Annotated in this window: 17 protein-coding genes and 2 tRNA genes; 1 reads left to right on the forward strand and 18 read right to left on the reverse strand. The window is 69.6% G+C overall.

The window, feature by feature from the left end; genetic code table 11:
• Positions 1 to 574 precede the first annotated feature (574 nt).
• The 14 genes from E6A26_RS11095 to E6A26_RS11160 all read right to left on the reverse strand — a co-directional run bounded on the left by E6A26_RS11095 (position 575) and on the right by E6A26_RS11160 (position 14,185).
• Positions 575 to 647 (reverse strand) — tRNA-Ala (locus E6A26_RS11095).
• Position 648: 1 nt separating this feature from the next.
• A tRNA-Ala gene (locus E6A26_RS11100) sits at positions 649 to 721 on the reverse strand.
• Positions 722 to 839: 118 nt separating this feature from the next.
• Positions 840 to 1,511, reverse strand: a complete 672-nt coding sequence (locus E6A26_RS11105; protein WP_136611276.1) for a histidine phosphatase family protein — start codon at positions 1,509 to 1,511, stop codon at positions 840 to 842.
• Between the two features lie 6 nt (positions 1,512 to 1,517).
• Positions 1,518 to 1,907 carry a ribosome silencing factor gene (rsfS, locus tag E6A26_RS11110; RefSeq protein WP_136611277.1) on the reverse strand — a complete coding sequence of 130 codons (390 nt, stop codon included), beginning with the start codon at positions 1,905 to 1,907 and terminating at the stop codon, positions 1,518 to 1,520.
• A gap of 28 nt (positions 1,908 to 1,935) precedes the next feature.
• Complete coding sequence (locus E6A26_RS11115; protein ID WP_136611278.1) at positions 1,936 to 3,132, reverse strand: hypothetical protein; 1,197 nt, start codon at positions 3,130 to 3,132, stop codon at positions 1,936 to 1,938.
• 8 nt (positions 3,133 to 3,140) lie between these two features.
• A complete protein-coding gene (gene nadD, locus E6A26_RS11120; RefSeq protein WP_234865387.1) occupies positions 3,141 to 3,803 on the reverse strand; it encodes a nicotinate-nucleotide adenylyltransferase in 663 nt (220 codons plus the stop codon).
• 54 nt (positions 3,804 to 3,857) lie between these two features.
• Positions 3,858 to 4,109, reverse strand: coding sequence for a hypothetical protein (locus E6A26_RS11125; protein ID WP_136611280.1), 252 nt, complete (start codon positions 4,107 to 4,109; stop codon positions 3,858 to 3,860).
• Positions 4,110 to 4,200: 91 nt separating this feature from the next.
• Complete coding sequence (locus E6A26_RS11130) at positions 4,201 to 5,523, reverse strand: glutamate-5-semialdehyde dehydrogenase (RefSeq protein WP_136611281.1); 1,323 nt, start codon at positions 5,521 to 5,523, stop codon at positions 4,201 to 4,203.
• A 28-nt stretch (positions 5,524 to 5,551) separates the two neighbouring features.
• On the reverse strand, positions 5,552 to 6,694 hold the full coding sequence (proB, locus tag E6A26_RS11135) for a glutamate 5-kinase (RefSeq protein ID WP_234865374.1): 1,143 nt from the start codon (positions 6,692 to 6,694) through the stop codon (positions 5,552 to 5,554).
• Complete coding sequence (obgE, locus tag E6A26_RS11140) at positions 6,672 to 8,267, reverse strand: GTPase ObgE (RefSeq protein WP_136611282.1); 1,596 nt, start codon at positions 8,265 to 8,267, stop codon at positions 6,672 to 6,674. Before obgE ends, proB begins: the two co-directional genes overlap by 23 nt.
• 170 nt (positions 8,268 to 8,437) lie before the next feature.
• A complete protein-coding gene (gene rpmA / locus E6A26_RS11145) occupies positions 8,438 to 8,692 on the reverse strand; it encodes a 50S ribosomal protein L27 (protein ID WP_136611283.1) in 255 nt (84 codons plus the stop codon).
• Between the two features lie 52 nt (positions 8,693 to 8,744).
• On the reverse strand, positions 8,745 to 9,056 hold the full coding sequence (gene rplU, locus E6A26_RS11150) for a 50S ribosomal protein L21 (protein ID WP_136611400.1): 312 nt from the start codon (positions 9,054 to 9,056) through the stop codon (positions 8,745 to 8,747).
• A 294-nt stretch (positions 9,057 to 9,350) separates the two neighbouring features.
• The gene (thiD, locus tag E6A26_RS11155; RefSeq protein WP_136611284.1) at positions 9,351 to 10,859 is read right to left on the reverse strand and encodes a bifunctional hydroxymethylpyrimidine kinase/phosphomethylpyrimidine kinase; all 1,509 of its coding nucleotides are present in this window, start codon (positions 10,857 to 10,859) and stop codon (positions 9,351 to 9,353) included.
• A gap of 2 nt (positions 10,860 to 10,861) precedes the next feature.
• The gene (locus tag E6A26_RS11160) at positions 10,862 to 14,185 is read right to left on the reverse strand and encodes an Rne/Rng family ribonuclease (RefSeq protein WP_211129090.1); all 3,324 of its coding nucleotides are present in this window, start codon (positions 14,183 to 14,185) and stop codon (positions 10,862 to 10,864) included.
• Between the two features lie 402 nt (positions 14,186 to 14,587).
• Between E6A26_RS11160 and E6A26_RS11165 the strand changes: the two genes are divergently transcribed.
• Positions 14,588 to 15,238, forward strand: a complete 651-nt coding sequence (locus tag E6A26_RS11165) for a vitamin K epoxide reductase family protein (RefSeq protein WP_136611285.1) — start codon at positions 14,588 to 14,590, stop codon at positions 15,236 to 15,238.
• A gap of 440 nt (positions 15,239 to 15,678) precedes the next feature.
• Here E6A26_RS11165 and ndk read toward each other — a convergent pair whose 3' ends face one another.
• The 4 genes from ndk to ileS are packed head-to-tail and all read right to left on the reverse strand — an operon-like array spanning position 15,679 to position 21,348.
• Entirely contained in the window at positions 15,679 to 16,098 is a 420-nt protein-coding gene (gene ndk, locus E6A26_RS11170) for a nucleoside-diphosphate kinase (RefSeq protein ID WP_136611286.1), read from the reverse strand.
• Between the two features lie 41 nt (positions 16,099 to 16,139).
• Entirely contained in the window at positions 16,140 to 16,601 is a 462-nt protein-coding gene (locus tag E6A26_RS11175) for a DUF4233 domain-containing protein (RefSeq protein WP_136611287.1), read from the reverse strand.
• Positions 16,601 to 17,974 (reverse strand): bifunctional folylpolyglutamate synthase/dihydrofolate synthase, encoded by a 1,374-nt coding sequence (locus E6A26_RS11180; protein ID WP_234865376.1) that lies wholly within the window; start codon positions 17,972 to 17,974, stop codon positions 16,601 to 16,603. Before E6A26_RS11180 ends, E6A26_RS11175 begins: the two co-directional genes overlap by 1 nt.
• The gene (ileS, locus tag E6A26_RS11185) at positions 17,971 to 21,348 is read right to left on the reverse strand and encodes an isoleucine--tRNA ligase (protein WP_136611288.1); all 3,378 of its coding nucleotides are present in this window, start codon (positions 21,346 to 21,348) and stop codon (positions 17,971 to 17,973) included. The genes E6A26_RS11180 and ileS overlap by 4 nt, the downstream gene beginning before the upstream one ends.
• Between the last annotated feature and the right edge of the window lie 189 nt (positions 21,349 to 21,537).

Raw genomic sequence — 21,537 nt, forward strand, 5'->3', positions numbered from 1 at the left:
CCTCTACGGGTACTGCGGAGACATCCCACCGGCGGAGATGGAGGCCGCCTACTACACTCGACAACCGGACCCGGCAATCGTCGGATCCTCAAACTAGAAAGTCTCCGGACACGCCGGGGCGGTTCACTAAAGGCTGGCACGCCGAACCTGCGGGTTGGGGCGGGCCCGTGGCTCAGGTCGGTTACAACCTGTCTCCGAGGCTGCACATCCTGTTATGGGGTGACGCACGCGGTAAGTAGCAGCTCCTCGGAGTGTGTCCTGAGGAGCGAAACGAGACCTCGGCAGAACCGCCTTCAAGCCCGCCGAGGACCGACCACAGGCAGAGCCGGAGCACAAAACCGTTCGACCCTCGACTGTTTACCTCGACGGTCGGGGCGGGATCCGGCGACCGCGTAGCCGGCGCAAAGCCCAGCACGAGGAGTCCTACGAGTGGACCAAGGGCTCCTTCTGTGGCGTGGGTCGGGTCAAAAGCAAATCACGAGGTCCGACCAAGATGTCGTCAACATCAGGTGTTCTCCCACGTCAAACGGCGATGGGACCGTCTCATCGACCGTCCCATCGCGTGTCTTTTCGGTGGAGGTAAGGGGATTCGAACCCCTGACCTTCTGCATGCCATGCAGACGCGCTACCAACTGCGCCATACCCCCGTGGAGCTGAGGGGACTCGAACCCCTGACCCCCTGCATGCCATGCAGGTGCGCTACCAGCTGCGCCACAGCCCCGGAAACCGCGCCGAACGAGAGCTTGAGAGGATCCAGAGATCCCCTCACTTCCTTCGGAGCAACTCGTCCATCTTAGACCGCGCCAGCCCCGCGCACAAATCCACAGACCCGCTCAGAGTCAGCCTTCGACGACGGCGACAGGCACCAGAAGCGTGCCCGCATTATGCTCGCCAAGGCGCCAACGCGGCGCACCGTCAGCCCCATCTCCGGGGGCTGATCGCCGCTCCTCGAGCACCGACCAGTTGCAGTTCGACAGGCCCGAGAGCGCTCCCCACAGCGAGTGCGGGAGACCGAGGAGCTCGGCGAGCACCACGCGAATCGCGCCGCCATGGCTCACCACGACGAGCGTCCCCGAGTCGCCCAGCTCCCCGAGCGCCCGCTCGACCGCAGCGCGCGTCCGGGCGGCGACGTCGAGCCGGGTTTCGGCCCCGCCCGCGGCCACATCCACCGCGCCGTCCTCCCACTGCGCGAGAAGATCAGCGTCGGAGAGCCGGATCTCGTCGAACGTCTGCCCCTGCCAGCGGCCCGCGTTGGTCTCGCGGAGGCCGGAATCCACGGCGACGGTCAGGCCCGTCTCCTCGGCGAGGGCCTCCGCCGTCGTCCGTGTGCGCTGGAGATCAGAGGCGACGATCGACGTGGGACCCATCGCCGCGAGCAGCCGGGCCGCGTGCTTCGCCTGACGCACGCCGTCCTCGTTCAACGGAATGTCCGTCTGCCCCTGAAAGCGGCCCGCCGCGTTCCAATCGGTGCGCCCATGGCGCCAGAAGACGATCCTCCGCCTCTCCCCCACGGTCGGTCAGCCGGCCGCTGTGGCGGACGCGCCGGACTCGTCGAGCCCGAGGTCCACCACGGGGCAGTCCTTCCAGAGCCGCTCAAGGGCATAGAAGGCACGGTCCTCGTCGTGCATCACGTGAACCACCATGTCTCCGTAGTCGAGCAGCACCCAGCGGCCCTCCGCGCGGCCTTCGCGTCGCACGGGCTTGCGGTCGAGCTTGATGAGCTCATCCTCGATGTTGTCCACGATCGAGTTGACCTGGCGTTCGTTGGACGCCGACGCGATGACGAAGAGATCTGTGATCGCGAGCCGCTCGCTCACATCCACGGCCACGATGTTCTCAGCCAGCTTGTCCGCTGCGGCCTTGGCGGCCACCCGTGCGGACTCGATCGCCGATTCTGTTGCGCTCACTCTTCTCCTTGAAGTCTTCCGAAAATTCTCACTGTCCCGGCAGCTTGCCGAACAGCACGACAATGACGACCGCGGCGATCAACGCCACGAGTCCGAAGAGGCCGAACCCGAGCAGGAACGCCCGCTCGCGGTTGCCCCGGGGTGCCTGGACGCCGAGAGGCTCCAAGCCGTGCGCCGTCGCCGCCGAGACTGGCGCCGCTTCGCGGACCTTGCCCGTGGTCACGGGCACGTGGGTCGTGGTGGGCGGCCGCATGACAGGATGCGGAAGCCCGGGAACCTTGACGTACTCGAGCGGGGTCACCATCGCGAGGTTGTTGGCCGCGGTGGGCGCGGGCCCCGCCTTCCCGCTCTCGGCGTCGCGGCGCGACGCCTCGGCGAGGCGTTGCCGGGTCTGGGCGCGGCGGTTGAGGATCGCCGCCCGCTCGGCCTGCGCAAGCTGCTGCTTGAGCGTCTCGGGGTCGACGGCGTCAGGCTGGCCCTGCTTGGCGGGAGCCGGAGCCTTGGCCTCTTCGCGGAGCTGCTCGCGGGCGGCCGCGATCTGCTCGTGCGAGAGCATGCTGAACGATCCGGTCTCGGGACCCAGCACGGCCGAGCCGTCGGGCGCCTGTCGCACCGGGGCCTGCCGTCCCCGGCGTCGTCCCGCGGCGGGAACGGACGACGGCGGCGCCTCGCCCTGGGTGCCCTCGGCGGGCTCCGCAGCTGGGACCGGTGTCGGGACGATCGGGAGGGCTCCGGCAGGAAGGTCGCCGCCGGACGAGCCAAGGGGGCGTGCCGCGGGCGTCGGGCGAGCTGCAGGCCACGCAGGCGCCTGCGGCTGCTCCTGGCCGGCGTCCGGCTCCGCCGCCGGCTGACGCAGCGAGCGACGGCTCGGGGGCTGCGCGGCCCTTTCCTTCTCGGCCAGCTCGCGCATGACGCGCAACGCCTCGCGGTCCCTGGCACGCGCCTGCGAGCTGCGCTCAGCTCGAGCAGCGTCGGCGTCTCGCACCGCGTCAACGGGGGCGTCCAAGGCCCGGCGGGAGCGGATCCGTCCCGTCTCAGTGCTCTCGGCAGCTTGCGCGCCGGGCTCGGCGGCCGGACCGCTGTCGGCGGCCCCGGTCGCCTCGGCTTCTGCCTTGGCCTCAGCTTCGGCCCTCGCCTGGGCAGGCGTCAGCTCCGCGAGGCCATCGCCTGCGGCGGCGCGCCGCCGCTCCCTTCGGCTCGTGATCGGCTTGTCGTCATTATTCATAGCTTCATTCACCCGGCCACCGAGGCGCCGCCCTGCGGGCCCCCTTCGTGCGCTGGCTCATCCCGCCACGCAAGGCTGACCACGTCCGAGGCAGCCGCCGGGCGCACTTGTTCGTCGGAGACGTAGAGTCCGTACTTCGCGATGTACTGCACCACGCCGTCCGGAACCAGATACCAGACGGGATCGTGGGCCGCGACACGAGCACGGCAGTCTGTCGAGGAGATGGCCATCGCCGGAACTTCGAGCAGGCTCACCTCGGCCCGCGCGAGGTCGGGAAGCTCGTGGCCGGGACGTGTGACGCCCACGAAATGCGCGAGTCCCCAGAGCTCGTCGACGTCCTTCCACGAGACGATCTGCTCCATCGCGTCAGCGCCTGTGATGAAGTACAGATCTGCCTCGGGCCGTTCGGCCCGCAGATCCCTCAGAGTGTCGATCGTGTACGTCGGGCCTGGGCGCTCGATGTCCACGCGGCTCACCGTAAATCGAGGGTTCGAGGCGGTCGCGATCACCGTCATGAGGTAGCGGTGCTCTGCCAGGCTCACATGGCGACTGCTCTTCTGCCACGGCTCACCCGTCGGCACGAAGACCACCTCATCGAGGCCGAACTTCGAGGCGACCTCGCTCGCCGCGACAAGGTGCCCATGATGGATCGGGTCGAACGTCCCGCCCATCACGCCGAGGCGGACGCGCCGCCCTCCGGGCACCTCCATTGGATCCGCCAAGGGTCAGTGGCTCGAAGCGCCCTGGTGGCGGTCGTGCTTGTTCGGGTGCTGTCGGTGCGGATCCGCGTGCTCGTCGCTCGCCTCGTGGCGGCGTCCGAGGTTCGAGTAGGAGAGCGTGACGAACATGAGCACCACGAAGATGGCGAAGAGGACCCCGCCGACCACGAACGGCGGAGCGATGGTCGGTGCGGGAGCCTCGTGCCCCGCGGCCTCAGCACTCACCGAGAGCGCGGCGGTCATGACCGTTGCCAGCATGCTTGAACCCCTTCAGAGCCTCTTAACTGCGGTTGGCCACTTTCGTGACCGATCTTCGGTTTATCCTACCCCGGCGCCGCGGCGAGAACCCTCAGCCCCGCACCTGTCCTTCGCCCTGCACGATCCATTTCGTGGTGGTGAGTTCGGTCAGCCCCATCGGGCCACGCGCGTGCAGCTTCTGCGTCGAGATCCCCACCTCGGCGCCGAGCCCCAGCTCGCCGCCGTCGGTAAAGCGCGTCGATGCGTTCACGATCACGGCCGCCGAATCAATCTCAGCGGTGAACCGCTCCGCGTTGCCCAGATCGTTGGTGATGATCGCCTCGGTATGGCCGGTGCTCCAGCGCCGGATGTGCTCGAGCGCCTCGTCGAGGGAATCGACCGTGGCAACCGCGAGGTCGAGGTCCATGTATTCCGTGGCCCAGTCGAAGTCCGTCGCAGGAACCCCGTCGACGCCTGCGGGGAGCGCACCCATGGAGCGCCCATCGACGTGCAGGCGCACCCCGCGCTCCGCGAGCGCACGGGCGACGGCGGGAAGCACCGTGCTCTTCGAATGGACGAGCAGCGTCTCGACGGTGTTGCACACGCTCGGGCGCTGGGTCTTGGCGTTGAGGAGGATGTTGACGGCCATCTCCTCGTCGGCAGATTCGTCGACGAAGATGTGGACGTTCCCCTCGCCGGTCTCGATGACCGGGACGGTCGAGTTGAGGACGACGTTCTGGATGAGCTCGCGCCCGCCGCGCGGGATGAGGACGTCGACCCGGCCGCGCGCCCGCATGAGCACCTCTGCGCCGGGCCGCCCGAACTCGTCAACCGTCTGCACGGCGTCCTCGGGCAGCCCGACCGCTGCAAGCGTGTCGCGGAGGATCCCCACCAGCTCGCGGTTCGTGTGCGCCGCGGCGCTGCCGCCGCGGAGGATCACGGCGTTGCCGCTCTTGAGCGCGAGGCCCGCGATGTCCACGGTCACGTTCGGCCGGGCCTCGTAGATCGCCGCCACGACGCCCATCGGGACGTTGACCTGCCGCATGCGCAGGCCGTTCGGGAGTGTCTGCCCCCGGACCACGTTGCCCACCGGGTCGGGAAGCCCCGCGAGATTCTCGAGGGCGGACACGAGCCCATCGATACGGGCCGGTGTGAGCGCGAGCCTGTCGAGCAGGGCCTTGGTGGTCCCGTTCGCGCGGCCCTCCTCGAGGTCCTTCGCGTTCGCCGCGAGGATCGCGGCCTCGTGCTCCTTGAGCGCGGAGCCGATCGCGCGGAGGGCGCGATCCTTCCACGCCCGGTTGGCACGGGCCATCGCGCGCGACGCGCGGCGGGCACGGTCGCCGATGGCGAGGACCGCGGCCTCGACGTCGACCGGCTGCGCGCCCGCAGGAGCGTCGGCAGCGGAGGCAGTCTCGTGGGCGACGGTGTCAGTCATGCCTTCAAGTCTAACGAGGCGCTAGACACTAGACGATGACGAGGTCGTCCGTGTGAACAACCACACGTTCATACTCCGGCCCGAGCTCACGCCCGAGGTCCTTCGTCGAGCGCCCGAGCATCGCGGGAAGCTCGTCCGCAGAGAAGTTCACAAGCCCGCGCGCCACGACGTGGCCTGCCTGGTCCGCGATCTCGACGGGGTCGCCGGCCTCGAAGTCACCCTCGACGGCGGTGATCCCGGCCGGGAGCAGCGAACGGTGGCGCTGTGCGACGGCACGGACGGCGCCGTCGTCGAGCGTCAGCGTTCCCCGAGTGGCAGCGAGGTGAGCGAGCCACAGGAGCCGCACCGGCTTCCGGCGGCCGCTCACGCTGAACCAGGTCCCGACGTCCTCCCCCGCAAGTGCTCGCGCTGCGGCCGCGGTCGACGTCACGAGCGCGGGAATCCCCGACCCCGCGGCGATGCTCGCTGCCTCGATCTTCGTGGCCATCCCGCCGGTGCCGACCCCGGCCACGCCCGCGCTGCCGATCTGCACCCCTACCAGGTCGGCGGCACCGCGAATATGTGCGATCCGCTCGCCGCCCTGGGTAGGGGGGCCCGTGTAGACGGAGTCGACGTCGGAGAGCAGCACGAGCGCGTCGGCGTGCACGAGGTGGGCCACGAGCGCCGCGAGGCGATCGTTGTCGCCGAAGCGGATCTCGTGGGTCGCCACCGTGTCGTTCTCGTTGACGACGGGGACAACGCCCAGGTTGAGGAGCTTCTCGAGGGCCCGGTGCGCGTTCTTGTACTGCGTGCGGCGCACGAGGTCGTCCGCAGTCAGGAGGACCTGGCTCACCGTCACGCCATGCGCGCCGAAGGCCTGCGTGTACCGGGCCATGAGGAGGCCCTGCCCCACGCTCGCGGCCGCCTGCTGGGTGGCGAGGTCGCGGGGGCGCTTGGGGAGGCCCAACGGTGCGAGGCCCGCAGCGATCGCGCCCGACGAGACGAGGACGATCTCAGTCCCCGCGTTCGCGCGCGAGGCGAGCGTGTCCACGAGCGCCGCGACGGACTGCTCCGAGATGCCGCCTCGGATCGTCGTGAGCGACGACGACCCGACCTTGACCACGATGCGCCGGGCCTCGGGCAGCCATTCCCGCTCGCGGACCTCGAGCTCAGAGGTCATCGTCGGCGTCATCCCCGGCTTCCTCCTCCGAGCGAAGGTCCGGTGCCCACTCCTTGCGTCGGCTCGACTCGGTCCAGATGCCAGCGCGGCGCTCCTGCTCGAGCTCGTCCCGGGCGGCGGCCCTCGCGGCCTTCCGGTCCTCGTACTCCTCGCGCTTCTGGACGCGCGTGGGACGGTTCCAGTCGGAGAGCCGCAGGTCGGTGCCGCGCGGGCCGGCCAGGATCTCTGCGCCGGTCATCATGGTCGGCTCCCAGTCGAAGACGACCGCGTCGTCCTCGCCGATCACCACCGTGTCACCGGGGTGCGCACCGATCTTGAACAGCTGGTCCTCGACACCGAGTCGGTTGAGCCGATCGCTGAGGTAGCCGACGGCTTCGTCGTTCGTGAAGTCGGTCTGCTTGACCCAGCGCTCGGGCTTCTCGCCCAGGACCCGGAACAGCGGCTCCAGGTTGCGCTCCTCGCGGCGGATCTTGAACCCGGCCTCGTTGACTGCGCGCGGGCGGAGGACCGTCGGCGCGACCTTGGGGGGCGCGACCGTGAGGCTCTCGCGGGCCTTCTGGACGATCTCGGCCATCGCGAAGCCGAGGGTGCGGAGGCCTTCGTGGCTCGTGGCCGAGACCTCGAACACGCGGTACCCGCGCGACTCGAGCTCCGCACGGACCATGTCTGCCATCGCCTGCCCATCCGGGAGGTCAACCTTGTTGAGCGCCACGAGCCGCGGCCGCTCGTTGAGCGGCACCGCCTCGCCGTCGGGACCCGCGAAGCTCATGTCCACGCTGTACTTGTCGAGCTCTCGCTCGATCACTTCGAGGTCATCGATCGGATTGCGCTCCGACTCGAGCGTCCCGCAGTCCAGGACGTGCACGATCGCGGCGCAGCGCTCGACGTGGCGGAGGAAGTCGTGGCCGAGGCCGCGACCCTCGCTCGCGCCCTCGATGAGCCCCGGAACATCCGCGATGGTGAAGCGGACATCGCCCGCCTGGACGACGCCGAGATTCGGCACGAGGGTCGTGAACGGGTAGTCGGCGATCTTGGGGCGCGCCGCGGACATGGCCGCGATGAGGCTCGACTTGCCCGCAGACGGGAAGCCCACGAGGGCGACGTCGGCGATCGACTTCAGTTCAAGTACGATGTCGCGCTCGTCACCCTCGATGCCCAGGAGCGCGAAGCCCGGGGCCTTGCGCTTCGAGGTGGCGAGCGCGGCGTTGCCGAGCCCGCCCTGACCACCGGCGGCAGCGACGAACTCGGCGCCCTCGCCCACGAGGTCGGCGAGTAGTTCGCCGTCGCGGGACTTCACGACCGTGCCGTCGGGGACCGGCAGGATGAGGGTCTCCCCCTTGTGGCCCGCGCGCCAATCGCCCATGCCGGGACCGCCGTTCTCGGCGTTACGGTGCGGCGAGTGGTGGTAGTCCAGGAGGGTCGTGGTCTGCGACGAGACGCGCAGGATCACGTCACCGCCGTTGCCGCCGTTGCCACCGTCGGGCCCACCGAGCGGCTTGAACTTCTCCCGCTTGATGGAGATGCAGCCGTGGCCGCCGTGCCCTCCGGAGACGTGCAGCACCACGCGGTCGACGAAGCTCGCCACGCCATTCTCCTTACGCCGGGGTCACCCCCGATTCTAATTCGCGGGCCCCAATGACCGGGGCGCCGCCACCCGCGCGGTGCGGGCCGATTCGCTGAAAAAACAAGGTGGAGCGGGCCGCTGGCCCGCTCCACCGAGAAAAGCATTTGGTCCGGACTCGCCGGGCCGCCCGACTACTGGGCGGCGACGATGTCCACGACGCGGCGGCCGCGACGCGTGCCGAACTGCACGGAGCCGGCCTCAAGGGCGAACAGGGTGTCGTCCTTGCCACGGCCAACGCCGTTGCCCGGGTGGAAGTGGGTGCCGCGCTGGCGAACGATGATCTCGCCGGCGCCGACAACCTGGCCGCCGAAGCGCTTGACGCCGAGGCGCTGAGCGTTCGAGTCGCGGCCGTTGCGGGTGGAGCTTGCGCCCTTCTTATGTGCCATGAGCTGTGCCTGCCTTGGTTCTAGGTGGGAAGAAGTACTGGGTCCGAAAGGATCAGGCGGAGATGCCCGTGATCTTGACCTTCGTCAGGTCCTGACGGTGACCCTGGCGCTTCTTGTAGCCCGTCTTGTTCTTGTACTTCTGAATGACGATCTTCGGGCCGCGGAGGTCCTCGAGGATCTCGGCAGTCACCTTGACCTTGGACAGCTCGGACGACTTGGAGGTGACATTGTCACCGTCAACCAGCAGGAGGGCAGGCAGCTCGATGGTGCTGCCAGCGGCGCCGGCCACGCGGTTGAGGGTCACGAAGTCTCCAACGGAAACCTTCTCCTGGCGGCCGCCGGCGCGGACAATCGCGTACACCACTGGGGAACTCACTTCTCTCGACGATATTTCTGAAAGCTCTTGCGCGCGGCGCCCGACGCTCCGCTGCACCTGCAACGGTCCGTGGACGCTCGACTGTGCTTCTTGCCGTGAGCCCGCGAGGGGATTCCCTGGGACGAAACCCAAGTGTAGGCGTCAGCACCGAGGATCTAGACTACGCCAGTCCTCTGCCCGGCCGCAAATGAGCAGCCTGCCGCAGCATCGGAATCGCTGTGGCATGCCGTTCGTGCCGGAAGCACGCTGCACTAGTTTACCCGATGTGCGGAGCTGTTCCGGTCACGCGTGCTGGCTGGGCGCGTCGAAGAAGTCGCGCTCGTACACCGTGGACTGCTCGAACGCGAGCATCATCGCGTCCCGCTCCGCCGGCGAACCGTGCTGGGCCGCCCTGTCCGCGTAACGGATGGCGCGGCGGGTCGACTCGGCAAATGCCTCGTCCGCGTACGTCTCGATCCACGCGCCGTACGGGTGGGGCGCCGCCCCGCCGTCGGACGTCGTGCGCTCCATATGCCGCCGGTGAAGCTCGTCGCCGACCTCTGCGTAGATCCAGTAGCACGGCAGGACGGCGGCCGCGAGGACCGCGTAGCTGCCCTGCGCCGAGACCGCGAGGAGATGGTCCAGGTACGCCTTGGTCACCGGGCCCTGACCCGAGGCCCGCCCCGGCGCGGGCGCGTGCTGGGACAGCCACGTGCGGTGCAGCTCGGCCTCGACCACAAGGCACACCTGAGCGGAATTGGCCCAGAACGCCTGCTCCTCCTCGGTGGGCGCGAGGGCACTCGCCCGCGCGAGCGCGCGAGAGAAGCCGTTGAGATATTGCGCGTCCTGCGCGAGGTAGTACGCGAACTGGTTCTCGGGCAGCGTCCCCGAGTCGAGCTGGGCCACGAAGGGCAAGGCGTCGATCTCGGCACGGACCTTCGCGGTCGCATCCCACATCCGCGCGGCGAACTCGCCTTCGGCAAGGGGCACCGAGCCCTCTGCGTGGTGGAAGTGATGGACGGGACCGTGGCCGCCGCCCACCTCGAGCTCGCCGGACGCAGCGAGGGCGCCGCGAAGCCAGTCCTTGACGACCCGCAGCGAGGACTCCCAGTCCCCCGTGCGGGCCTGCATCGTAGCCAGGGCGGAGGACAGCGAGCACCCGGTGCCATGCGTGTTGGGCGTGTCGACGCGCTCCCCCGGCACCTCGACAACGCGCATCGCGCCGTCCTCCGCCTGAAGCACAAGGGCGTCCGGGCACTCGGCCCCCGCGAGGTGCCCGCCCTTCACGAGCACGGCGGCACCAGTCCGCGCAGCGAGCCGCTCGCCTTGCGCAAGCGCGTCCTCCCACGACTCGGCGGCCGGCTCGTCGAGCAGCACGCCCAGTTCCGGGAGGTTCGGGGTGACCAGATCCGCCGCGGCGAGGAGACTGCGCAGGGCCGCGGCGGCGTCGTCCGCCAGCAGGCGGTCGCCACTCGTGGCGACCATCACCGGATCGAGGACGACGACGGCGGGCCTGACTCGCGCGAGCCACTCGCCCACCGCGCCGATCACCTGGGCATCCGCGAGCATGCCGATCTTGACGGCGTCGACCGCGATGTCCGAGGAGATCGCGTCGAGCTGGGCCCGCAGGAAGTCGACGGGCGGCGTGTGCACGGCGGTGACGCCGCGCGTGTTCTGCGCGGTGAGGGCCGTGATCGCCGCCATCCCGTAGCCGCCCATCGCGGCGATGCTCTTGAGATCGGCCTGGATGCCGGCTCCGCCCGACGGGTCGGAGCCGGCGATGCTCAGGACGCGCGGAATCTTCCGCGGCATGGTCACAGCTCCGAGGCCGGCACGCCGACGCCCAGGATGAGCGGACCCTCGCCCTCGGGCTGCTCGGGGGCCGGAGCCGGCGCGGGCTGCGCCGAGGACGTGCGCGTCGTGCCGCCGACGGCGGCCGCGGACTCGTCCACGCGCGTCACCTCGGCCGAGCCCTGACCGCTGCGCGCCCCCCGGCTCCGGCGGCGGCGCCCGGCGTGCTCCTCGCCGGAGTGGCGCTCTCCCGTGAGCTCGTCGAAAGCGTGGCTCAGGGCATCCAGGCTCAGGGTCGGTTCGGGGCGGGACACCGCAACGGGCACATCGCCGATGGGCAGCTCGATGCGCTCGCCGCCGATCGTCAGGACCGGGACGGCCGGAACCACGCCGCCGATCTGCTCTGCGTGCGTGGCGGCTGCGGCAGAAGGTCCGGTGTGCTCGGCGGCGATCCGCGTCACGTCGGCGAGATCTCCGGCGACCGGGTGCTCGGTCACGGCCCGCGCCTTCTCGTCGTCGTGGACGTGGGCAGCGTGAGCCGCTGCCGCGACAGCGGCGAGCGCCGCACGGGTGGCCTGCGCGCGCGCCTGCCGGTCGGAGTCCTCCTCAGGCGCGGCGTGCTCGTGAGCGGGGGCTGGCGCGGGCTCCGCCTGGCCGCCCCGCCCGCGGCGCCGCCGGCGCTCGGCGCGGCCGGCCGGCTGCTGCTGTTGCTGCTGGCTGTCCCCACGCACCGGCTGGTGCTCGGACGTGGATCCCTGCGGGCGGCCCTTCTCGACCGGTTCCTCGTGCGTGATGACGCCACGACCGCCGCAGACCTCGCAGGTCTCGCTGAACACTTCGAGCAGACCCGTGCCCATGCGCTTGCGCGTCATCTGCACGAGGCCGAGCGAGGTGACCTCCGCGACCTGGTGCTTCGTGCGGTCCCGCCCGAGGCACTCGACGAGCCTGCGCAGCACGAGATCGCGGTTCGATTCGAGCACCATGTCGATGAAGTCGATCACGATGATGCCGCCGATGTCCCGAAGCCGCAGCTGCCGGACGATCTCCTCGGCCGCCTCGAGGTTGTTCTTCGTCACAGTCTCTTCGAGGTTGCCCCCGGAGCCCGTGAACTTGCCCGTGTTCACGTCGATGACGGTCATGGCCTCGGTGCGGTCGATCACGAGCGAGCCGCCGGACGGCAGGAAGACCTTGCGGTCGAGAGCCTTGTGGATCTGCTCGTCGATGCGCCACTCCGCGAAGACGTCCGCATCGCCCTGGTACCGCTCGAGCCGGCCCAGGAGGTCCGGCGCGACGTACGTGACGTAGGCCTCGATCGTGTCCCACGCGTCCTCGCCGCTCACGATGAGCTTCGAGAAGTCCTCGTTGAACACGTCGCGGACCACCTTGATGGTGAGGTCCGGCTCGGCGTACAGCAGCTCAGGCGCAAGGACCTTCGTGGAGGTCGCCTGGTTCTGGATGGCGTCCCACTGGGCCCGGAGGCGGTTGATGTCGTGGGTCAGCTCCTCTTCGCTCGCACCCTCGGCGGCCGTGCGGACGATCACGCCGGCGTCAGCCGGGAGGCGGTCCTTGAGGATGCGCTTGAGGCGGTTGCGCTCGACGTCGGGGAGCTTGCGGGAGATGCCCGTCATCGAGCCGCCCGGGACGTACACGAGGTAGCGGCCGGGGAGCGAGATCTGGCTCGTGAGGCGGGCGCCCTTGTGGCCCACAGGGTCCTTCGTGACCTGGACCAGCACGGAGTCGCCGGACTTGAGTGCGTTCTCGATGCGGCGCGGCGCGCCGTCGAGGCCGGCGGCGTCCCAGTTGACCTCGCCCGCATACAGCACGGCGTTGCGCCCGCGGCCGATGTCCACGAACGCCGCTTCCATGGACGGCAGCACGTTCTGGACCTTGCCGAGGTACACGTTGCCGATGAGCGAGTCCTGCTGCGTCTTGGACACGAAGTGCTCGGCGAGCACGCCGTCTTCGAGGACCGCGATCTGGATCCGGTCCTCCTTCTGGCGCACGACCATCTGGCGGTCCACCGACTCGCGCCGTGCGAGGAACTCCGCCTCCGTGATGACGTGCCGGCGGCGGCCGGACTCGCGCGACTCGCGGCGGCGCTGCTTCTTGGCCTCGAGGCGCGTGGAGCCCTTGACACTCTGGACGCGGTTGCTCGTGGCCTCCGAGGGGGTACGGGGTCCGCGCACACGCGTCACGGTCCCGGGCGGGTCCGTGTCCAGACCGCCCTCGAGCTCGAGGTCGGACTCTCCGCGGCGGCGACGACGCCGACGGCGCGACGTCACCTCCTCCTGTTCCTCGTCCGACTCCTCGGTGTCCTGCTCCTCCTCGGAATCCGACTCGGTTCCCGTCTCGGAGCGGCCACGGCCACGGCGCCCGCGGTTCCGGCGGCGGCGGCGCGATCCGGCACCCTCGTCTTCGTCTTCCTCTTCCGTCTCGGCCTCACCCTCGGGCTCGGCAGACGCGGGGCGCGTGACCACGCTGAGGTCCGGCGCCTGGAAGATCATCGACGTCGGTGAGAGCGGCTCGCTGAACAGGGAAGCGAACGGGCTCATCTCGGCCTCTTCCACGGCCTCCTCGATGGCATCCTGCTTGGCCTCGTCGACGGTCTCTTCGGGTGTTTCGACGGGCGCGGATTCCCTGCGGGCTGGTGCCGGCGCCGCGGCCGGCGCGGACCTGGGCGCCCTCGCCGGAGCCTTGGCGGGCCGCGAGGCCTTCGCCTCGGCCTCGCGAGCGGTCGCGGGAGCGGCCTCGGAAGCCTCGTCGGGAGCCGTCTCGGCGGCCTCGTCCTCATCCGCGACGGTCAACGCGGCCTGCGCCGCGGCGACGACCGCACGACGGCGGGCGCGCACCGAGCTCTTGGCACGCGAGACGGGCGTCTCGTCGGCCTCTGGGCCCGACTCGCCGTCGTCGGGCAGCGGGAGCATGGGGTTCGCGGCCGCCGACTTCGAGTCGGCGTGGGCCGCCTTCGCCCGCGCCGACGTGCGGCGGGATCGCGAGGCGGTCTTGGTCGCCGCGGAGGCCTCTGCGGGGTCCGCAGCGGCGGCTCCGGCGAGGTCGGCCTCGGCCTGAGCCGCGCCCTCCGTCGTCTCGGCGGCCGCCGCCTCGCCCTTCTTCTTGCGGCTCCTCGGGGCGCGCTTGGGCTTCGCCGGGACCTCAGGCGACTCGCCCGGCTCAGGCGCACTCCCGCCGTCGTCCGTGCTCGGTGCGGCCTGCTCTGCCGCGGTGGCCGCCGCTGCGGGCGACCCGGTGTCTGCCTTGGCCCTTCGGGGCGCGCGGCGCTTCTTGACCGGCGCGCCTTCCTCGTCCCGGATCTCCGGAAGTTCCTGGGCCTGCTGTTCAATGTCCATTTTTGAGTACTCCACAAGCCGCCCGCAGCGCCGCCACATTCGACGCCGGGACGGCACCACGTGTCGGCACCCGCGGGCGCCGACGAAGTCGACCCTGTACCTGCCCGGCTGCGGCGTTGCCGACCGTGCAAGCCGATGCCGCGTTGACCCGCGGCCCTGACGGCCGGCAAGGTGCCGCTCGGTCCAGCGGGCGTCGGTGGGGATCATGCCCCGCGCGCCCGGCGTTGAATCGGCGGTCTTCGTCGCTCTGCATCGGACCGGCCGCCGAATGTGGATCGGCGCCCGGCCATTTGCATTGTCTCACACGCCGCCCAGACGGGCCCGGCGCACGGCTCGCAGCCAGCTTCGTGTCAGGGAGGGGTCCTAGAATCGGGTCAGGATCTCAGGAAGGACCCCGCAGCCATGACGAAGGCCCCGACCTCCGCGCCGACACTCCCGCAGACGACGTCGCCCGAAACCGGCCCGGCCATGGTGCGGACACGCGGGTTCGCGTGGCTCCTGCTCGTGACGAGCGTGGTTGGCTGGCTCGCGTCTGGCGAGCTCGTGCTGGAGAAGCTCGAGAAGCTCGCGGACCCCTCGCACCACACGATCTGCGACGTCAACCCGTGGGTCTCGTGCGGCGAGGTCATGAGCACCTGGCAGAGCTCGCTCTTCGGCTTCCCGAACATGTTCATCGGGATCGTCGCGTTCGGGATCACAGCGACGACGGCCATGGGCATCCTGCTCGGCGGAGCCCGTTTCTCGCGGGCCTACTGGATCGGGCTGCAGGTTGGCGTGACTCTCGGCTTCGCGTTCATCGTGTGGCTCTGGAGCCAAGCCCTGTATGCGATCGGGATCCTGTGCCCGCTGTGCATGATCGTGTGGGCGATGATGATCCCGATGTTCGTCTGGACGACCATCCGAAATCTGCAGCACGGCGTCATCCCGGCCCCGCCGGGCCTCGTGAAGACGCTCGGCGAATGGGGCTGGATCATCGTCGCAGTGCTGTACGTCGGCGTGATCGCGTCGATCTTCTTCCGCTTCCTGCCGATGTTCATCCCCTCGACGATGTAGCCACCCCGCCCCGCCCCTCCCCTTCCCCCTTCGTTTCGGGTACAGATACTCCCCGCCTCAGGCGTTTCGGGTACAGATACTCCCCGCCTCAGGCATTTCGGGTACAGATACTCCCCGCCTCAGGCATTTCGGGTACAGATACTTGAACTTGGAACACAGGCCACCCCACGACGAACGACGGCGGGTGGCGGCTTCGTGATGAAGCCGCCACCCGCCGTCGTCTGTTTCTCAGTCCGTCGCGAAAGTAGCCGTACCCGAAACCGCTGAAAGGCGGAGGATCTGTACCCGAAACCGCTAAAAGGCGGAGTATCTGTACCCGAGACGGCTAGCAGACGGAGTATCCGTACCCGAAACGGCTAGCAGACGGAGTATCCGTACCCGAAACGGCTAGCAGGCGGAGTATCTGTACCCGAGACGGGAATGGAGGGTGCGCGGTCCGGTCAGTTGCCGAACCAGATCTTGATCTCACGCTCCGCCGACTCGGTCGAGTCCGAGCCATGGACGAGATTCTGCTGGACCTTGAGCCCCCAGTCGCGGCCGAAGTCGCCACGGATCGTCCCGGGCGCGGCCGTGGTCGGATCGGTCGCGCCGGCCAGGGAGCGGAAGCCCTCGATGACGCGCTCGCCCTCGAAGACCGCGGCCACCACGGGGCCGCTCTGCATGAACTCGAGAAGCGGCTCGTAGAACGGCTTGCCCTCGTGCTCGGCGTAGTGCTCCTCGAGCAGCTCGCGGCCGGCGGTGAGGAGGTTGAGCTGAGCAAGGCGGTAGCCCTTCGCCTCGACACGCGCGAGGATCGCGCCGGCAAGGCCGCGGGACACGCCATCCGGCTTGACGAGGACAAGGGTGCGCTCTGCGGTCACGGTGGCTCCTTGATAGAGGGGGGTCGTGGGTCGGGACCAGTCTACTGAGTCTGGCCGGCCTCCCCGTCCGCCCCGTCGGGATGCAACCGCTCCCATTCGGCCTGCTCGCGGTCGCGCACCACGTTCTCCCGGTCAAGCCGAGCGCCCGTGCGGATCGCGAACCACCAGGCCAAAGCCATGAGGACACCGACCACGAACATCATCGGCTCGACAAAGCCGAGCGCGATCAGGACGAGCTGGAGGAGCCACCCGAGGGCCATGCCCCACGGCCGCTTGACCACGGCACACGCGAGAACGAGGACCGCCATCAGGCCGAAGCCCACCCCCAACACCAAGCCGGGGCCGTACTCGTGGCCGCGGAGCCCGAAGACGGCGAGTGTCGCGAAGAGCGCGACGAACGCTTCGGTGAGCAGCACGACCGACGCGAACTGGACCCGGATCGACCGCCGTTTCTTCGGCATCCCCGGGCGCCATTCACGCTGGGCTTTGGTGAGCTTTGCCATCACGCGGCGTCCTTCCCGAGCAGGATGCGGGCCTCGCCGACTACCGTGATCGATCCGGTGACGAGCACGCCGCCCCCGAAATCGCCGACCTCATCGGCTCGCTCGACCGCATAGGAGATCGCGTCGTCGAGCTTTTCCTCCGTGTGGACGGCGTCCTCGTCGAAGCCCAGGTCGAGGGCGATCTCCGCGAGCTCGTCGGCGGGAATCGCTCGCGGCGACGCAGACTGCGTGAACACGAACTCCGTGGGCAGCTCGCTGAACTCGTCCTGGAGCGCGCTGAGGATCTCCTCGGCGTCCTTCTCGCGGAGCACGCCGAGGACCACGACAAGACGGCTGAACTCGAATGCCTCCTGGAGCGCCTGGGCGCTCACGCGGATCCCATCTGGATTGTGCGCTGCGTCCACGACGATCGTCGGAGACGTCCTGACGACCTCGAGCCGCCCGGGCGACGTCACGCTGCTGAAGGCCTCGCGCAGCACCTCGTGGTCGAGCTCGCGCTCTCCCCCGCCGAGGAATGCCTCGAGCGCCGCGACCGCCACAGCGGCGTTCTCCGCCTGATGCGCGCCGTGCAGCGGCACCGAGAGATCCTCGTAGCGGCCCGCGAGCCCCTGGACAGTCACGAGCTGGCCGCCGACGGCGAGCGTGCGGCTCTCGACGCCGAATTCGACGCCTTCGAAGCGGAACTCCGCGCCGACCTCGCGGGCCCTGTCGAGGAGCACCTGGGCGGCGTCCGCCGGCTGCGCTGCGCTCACGAGGAACCCGCCGGGCTTGATGATCCCGGCCTTTTCCCGCGCGATGTCCTCCGTCGTGTCACCGAGGAGGTCCGTGTGGTCCAGGGAGATCGGCGTGACCACGGAGACGACACCGTCACCCACGTTCGTCGCGTCCGTGATCCCGCCGAGGCCCACCTCGATGACCGCCACGTCGACCGGCTCGTCCGCGAAGACCGCGAAGCCGAGGATCGTGACGCACTCGAAGTACGTGAGCCTAGGCTGGCCGGCCGCGGTCAGCTCGCCGTCAACCAGGCCCAGATACGGCGCGATCTCGTTCCAGATCCGCACGAACGTCGAATCCGGCACCGGCGCGCCGTCAATGCTGATGCGCTCCGTGACGCGGCTCAGGTGCGGGCTCGTGTACCGGCCGGTCCGCAGGCCGTGGGCGCGCAGGCCGGCCTCGATCATGCGCGCCGTCGACGTCTTGCCGTTCGTCCCGGTGATGTGGACGATCGGGAACGCCTTGTTCGGCTCCCCCAGCACGTCCATGGCGCGGAAGAGCGGCGCGAGGCGCGGCTCCATCTTGTTCTCGGGCGCCCGTCCGAGCAGTTCGGCGTAGACCTCCTCGACCGTGGTCGGCACTCCCGTCAGCTCCGTCACAGCGCGACCTCCTCGGCGGGCTCGGCGCGCTCCACGACCGCGCTCGGCTCGACGTCGGCCTCGTTGAGCTCGAGCTCGACGCTCAGCGTCTCGCCCATCAGCAGCTCGGCATGCGCGAGCGCAGCGGCGACCAGGGCGGGGCGCGCGGTGACGCTCGTCCGAATCCGATCGCTCACGTTGAGGTCGGCGTCCTTGCGCGCCTGCTGGATGACGCGCACGAGGTCACGGGCCAGGCCCTCTGCCTCGAGTTCGGGCGTCACCTCGGTGTCAAGGACCACGAAGCCGCCGCCGGGCAGCATCGCCACCGCCGCCGAGCCGCCGGCCCTCGCGGAGTCGACCACCGTCTCGAGCGCGTACTCGTGCGGCTCGAGGGCGATGCCGCCCGAGGTGACCTGGCCGCCGTCGTCCACGGACCAGTCACCGGACTTGGAGCCCTTGATGGCCTGCTGGACGTTCTTGCCCAGACGCGGGCCGGCGGCGCGAGCGTTCACCACGAGCTTCTGCTCGATGCCGAACTCCTCGGGCGCAGCCTCGTCGGCGTCGAGCACGCGCACCGACTTGAGGTTGAGCTCGTCGGCGATCACGGGCTCGGAGCCGGCGAGCGCTGCAGCCCCGGGCACGACGACGGTCATCGCCTTGAGCGGCAGCCGCACCCGCAGCTTCGCGGCCTTGCGGAGCGACGAACCGGCCGAGCACACGGCCTGGGTCCGGTCCATCTGGTCCACGAGCGCGGGCTCGTCCACGAAGAGCGCAGCGTCGGGCCAGTCGGTGAGATGCACGGAGCGCCCGCCCGTGAGGCCACGCCACATCTCCTCGGACACGAGCGGCAGGAGCGGCGCGGCCACGCGGCACACGGCCTCGAGGGCGGTGTACAGCGCGTCGAAGGCATCCGTGTCCTCGTCGAAGAAGCGCTGGCGGCTCCGGCGGACGTACCAGTTCGTGAGCATGTCGAGGTAGACGCGCAGGGCCTCGCACGCGTTCGAGATGTCGTACGCGTCGAGGTGCCCGCGCATCCCGCCCACGAGACGCCCGGTCTCCGCGAGGAGGTACCGGTCGAGGGGGTCTGTGTAGCCGTCGTAGCGGAGCTTCGCCTCGTAGCCGCCGGCCGCCGCACCGTTTCCGGACCCGTTCGCGACCCGAGTCGCGGCGTTCGCGTAGAGGGTGAAGAAGCTGTACACGTTCCAGAGCGGCAGCATGACCTGGCGCACGCCGTCGCGGATGCCCTGCTCGGTGACGATGAGGTTGCCGCCGCGCAGGATCGGGCTCGCCATGAGGAACCAACGCATGGCGTCGGAGCCGTCGCGGTCGAGCACCTCGGAGACGTCCGGGTAGTTGCGCAGGCTCTTGGACATCTTCTGCCCGTCCGAGCCGAGCACGATCCCATGGCTGATGACGTTCCGGAACGCGGGTCGGTCGAACAGTGCGGTGCCCAGCACGTGCAGGAGGTAGAACCAGCCGCGGGTCTGCCCGATGTACTCGACGATGAAGTCCGAGGGGTTGTGGGTCTCGAACCAGTGCTGGTTCTCCATCGGGTAGTGCACCTGCGCATAGGGCATCGACCCGGAGTCGAACCAGACGTCGAGCACGTCCGTGACGCGACGCATGGTGGACTGGCCCGTCGGATCGTCCGGGTTGGGGCGCGTGAGCTCGTCGATGAACGGCCGGTGCAGGTCCGGCAGCCCCTCGTGGTTGACGGGCACGCGGCCGAAGTCCCGCTCGAGCTCGGCGAGCGACCCGTACACGTCCGTGCGCGGGTACTCGGGGTTGTCGGAGACCCACACCGGGATCGGCGAGCCCCAGTAGCGGTTGCGGCTGATCGACCAGTCGCGGGCGTTCTCAAGCCACTTGCCGAACTGGCCGTGCTTGACGTTGCCCGGGATCCAGTTGATCTGCTCGTTGAGCTCGACCATCCGGTCCTTGAACTTCGTGACCTGGACGTACCAGGACGAGACGGCGCGGTAGATGAGCGGGTTGCGGCAGCGCCAGCAGTGCGGGTAGCTGTGCACGTAGCTCGCCTGCTTGACTAGCCGTGCCTGCTCCCGGAGCACGCGCGTGATCGGCTTGTTGGCCTCAAAGACCTGGAGGCCCACGATCTCGCCGAGGGGCGCGTCCTTGCCCTGCGCCGCATCACCGGAGGCAAACAGCGGGAGGAACTTCGCGCCGTCGTCCACGGAGATGATGACCGGGATGCCCGCGGCCTCGCAGACGCGCTGGTCGTCCTCGCCGTAGGCCGGGGCCTGATGGACAATCCCCGTGCCGTCTGTCGTGGTGACGTAGTCCGCGACGAGGATCTGCCACGCCTGCTCGGTGCCCCACGTCTCGGCATCAGTGAAGTAGTCCCACAGCGGTTCGTACCGGATGCCGCTGAGCTCAGAGCCGAGGAAGGTGCGCTCGACGGCGGCCGCAGCGGCCGCCGCTGCGGAAACCTCGCCGTCGTCGTACCCGAGGTCCTTCGCGTAACCCGCGAGAAGATCCTCGGCGAGGAGGAAGCGCGCGTCGCCGGGGATCGCAGAGGCCTTCACACCGTGGGGCCCCGCGGGCACGACGGCGTAGCGCACCTCGGGCCCGACCGCGAGGGCCGCGTTGGTGGGCAGCGTCCAGGGCGTGGTGGTCCACGCGAGCGCGAGGACCCCGGCGAGCGCTTGGGAGACCTCCGATTCGCCGGCGAGCAGGGGGAACGTGACGGTGACGGTCTGGTCCTGACGGTCCTTGTAGACGTCGTCGTCCATGCGCAGCTCGTGGTTGGAGAGCGGCGTCTCGTCCTTCCAGCAATACGGCAGCACGCGGTAGCCGCTATACGTGAGCCCCTTCTCATGCAGCGTCTTGAACGCCCACATCACGGACTCCATGTACTCGACATTGAGCGTCTTGTAGTCGTTCTCGAAGTCCACCCAGCGAGCCTGGCGCTTGACGTACGCCTCCCACTCCCGGGTGTACTTCAGCACCGAGGCGCGGCAGGCCTCGTTGAACTTGTCGATGCCCATGCGGTCGATGTGGGCCTTGTCGCTCATGCCGAGCTGCTTCATGACCTCGAGCTCGGCTGGCAGGCCGTGGGTGTCCCAGCCGAAGCGGCGCTCGACGCGCTTTCCGCGCTGCGTCTGGTAGCGGGCCACGAGGTCCTTGGCGTAGCCAGTGAGGAGGTGCCCGTAGTGGGGCAGGCCGTTGGCGAACGGCGGGCCGTCGTAGAACACGAACTCGCCGGAACCGTCCTGCCCGGCGTCGCGGTTGTCGATCGAGGCCTGGAAGGTGCCGTCCTCGTCCCAGTACTTGAGGATCCTCTCCTCGAGCTCCGGGAAGCGCACGGAAGCCAACGAGCCTGCGCTGGCTGACTTGTCTGCGTTCGGCGCGGTGGTGGCCTTGGGGTACACGCTCACGGAAGATCCTGGCTGTTCGGCTGAGGATGCGAGGACGGCGAACGCCCGGATCTGCCGGGCGGCACCGCGGTACCACCTCGCTTGCCCGTTGCGTGCGCTGTGCGCGCTCGCGCGGGGCCTCTCGTGAGGGCTGTGACGGGCCTGCCCGTCCGGTTCTACTGGGCGGCCGCGCCGGGCTGGCGAAGCGCG

Source organism: Sinomonas albida (assembly GCF_004919045.1).
In the GTDB taxonomy this organism is placed as follows: Bacteria; Actinomycetota; Actinomycetes; order Actinomycetales; family Micrococcaceae; genus Sinomonas; species Sinomonas albida.

Bases quoted from the DNA above. Each gene is read 5' to 3' on its own strand.
- E6A26_RS11115 (WP_136611278.1), bottom strand. From the start codon at position 3,132: ATGAATAATGACGACAAGCCGATCACGAGCCGAAGGGAGCGGCGGCGC.
- nadD (WP_234865387.1), bottom strand. From the start codon at position 3,803: ATGGGCGGGACGTTCGACCCGATCCATCATGGGCACCTTGTCGCGGCG.
- E6A26_RS11125 (WP_136611280.1), bottom strand. From the start codon at position 4,109: ATGCTGGCAACGGTCATGACCGCCGCGCTCTCGGTGAGTGCTGAGGCC.
- E6A26_RS11130 (WP_136611281.1), bottom strand. From the start codon at position 5,523: ATGACTGACACCGTCGCCCACGAGACTGCCTCCGCTGCCGACGCTCCT.
- proB (WP_234865374.1), bottom strand. From the start codon at position 6,694: ATGACGCCGACGATGACCTCTGAGCTCGAGGTCCGCGAGCGGGAATGG.
- rpmA (WP_136611283.1), bottom strand. From the start codon at position 8,692: ATGGCACATAAGAAGGGCGCAAGCTCCACCCGCAACGGCCGCGACTCG.
- thiD (WP_136611284.1), bottom strand. From the start codon at position 10,859: ATGCCGCGGAAGATTCCGCGCGTCCTGAGCATCGCCGGCTCCGACCCG.
- E6A26_RS11160 (WP_211129090.1), bottom strand. From the start codon at position 14,185: ATGGACATTGAACAGCAGGCCCAGGAACTTCCGGAGATCCGGGACGAG.
- E6A26_RS11165 (WP_136611285.1), top strand. From the start codon at position 14,588: ATGACGAAGGCCCCGACCTCCGCGCCGACACTCCCGCAGACGACGTCG.
- E6A26_RS11175 (WP_136611287.1), bottom strand. From the start codon at position 16,601: ATGGCAAAGCTCACCAAAGCCCAGCGTGAATGGCGCCCGGGGATGCCG.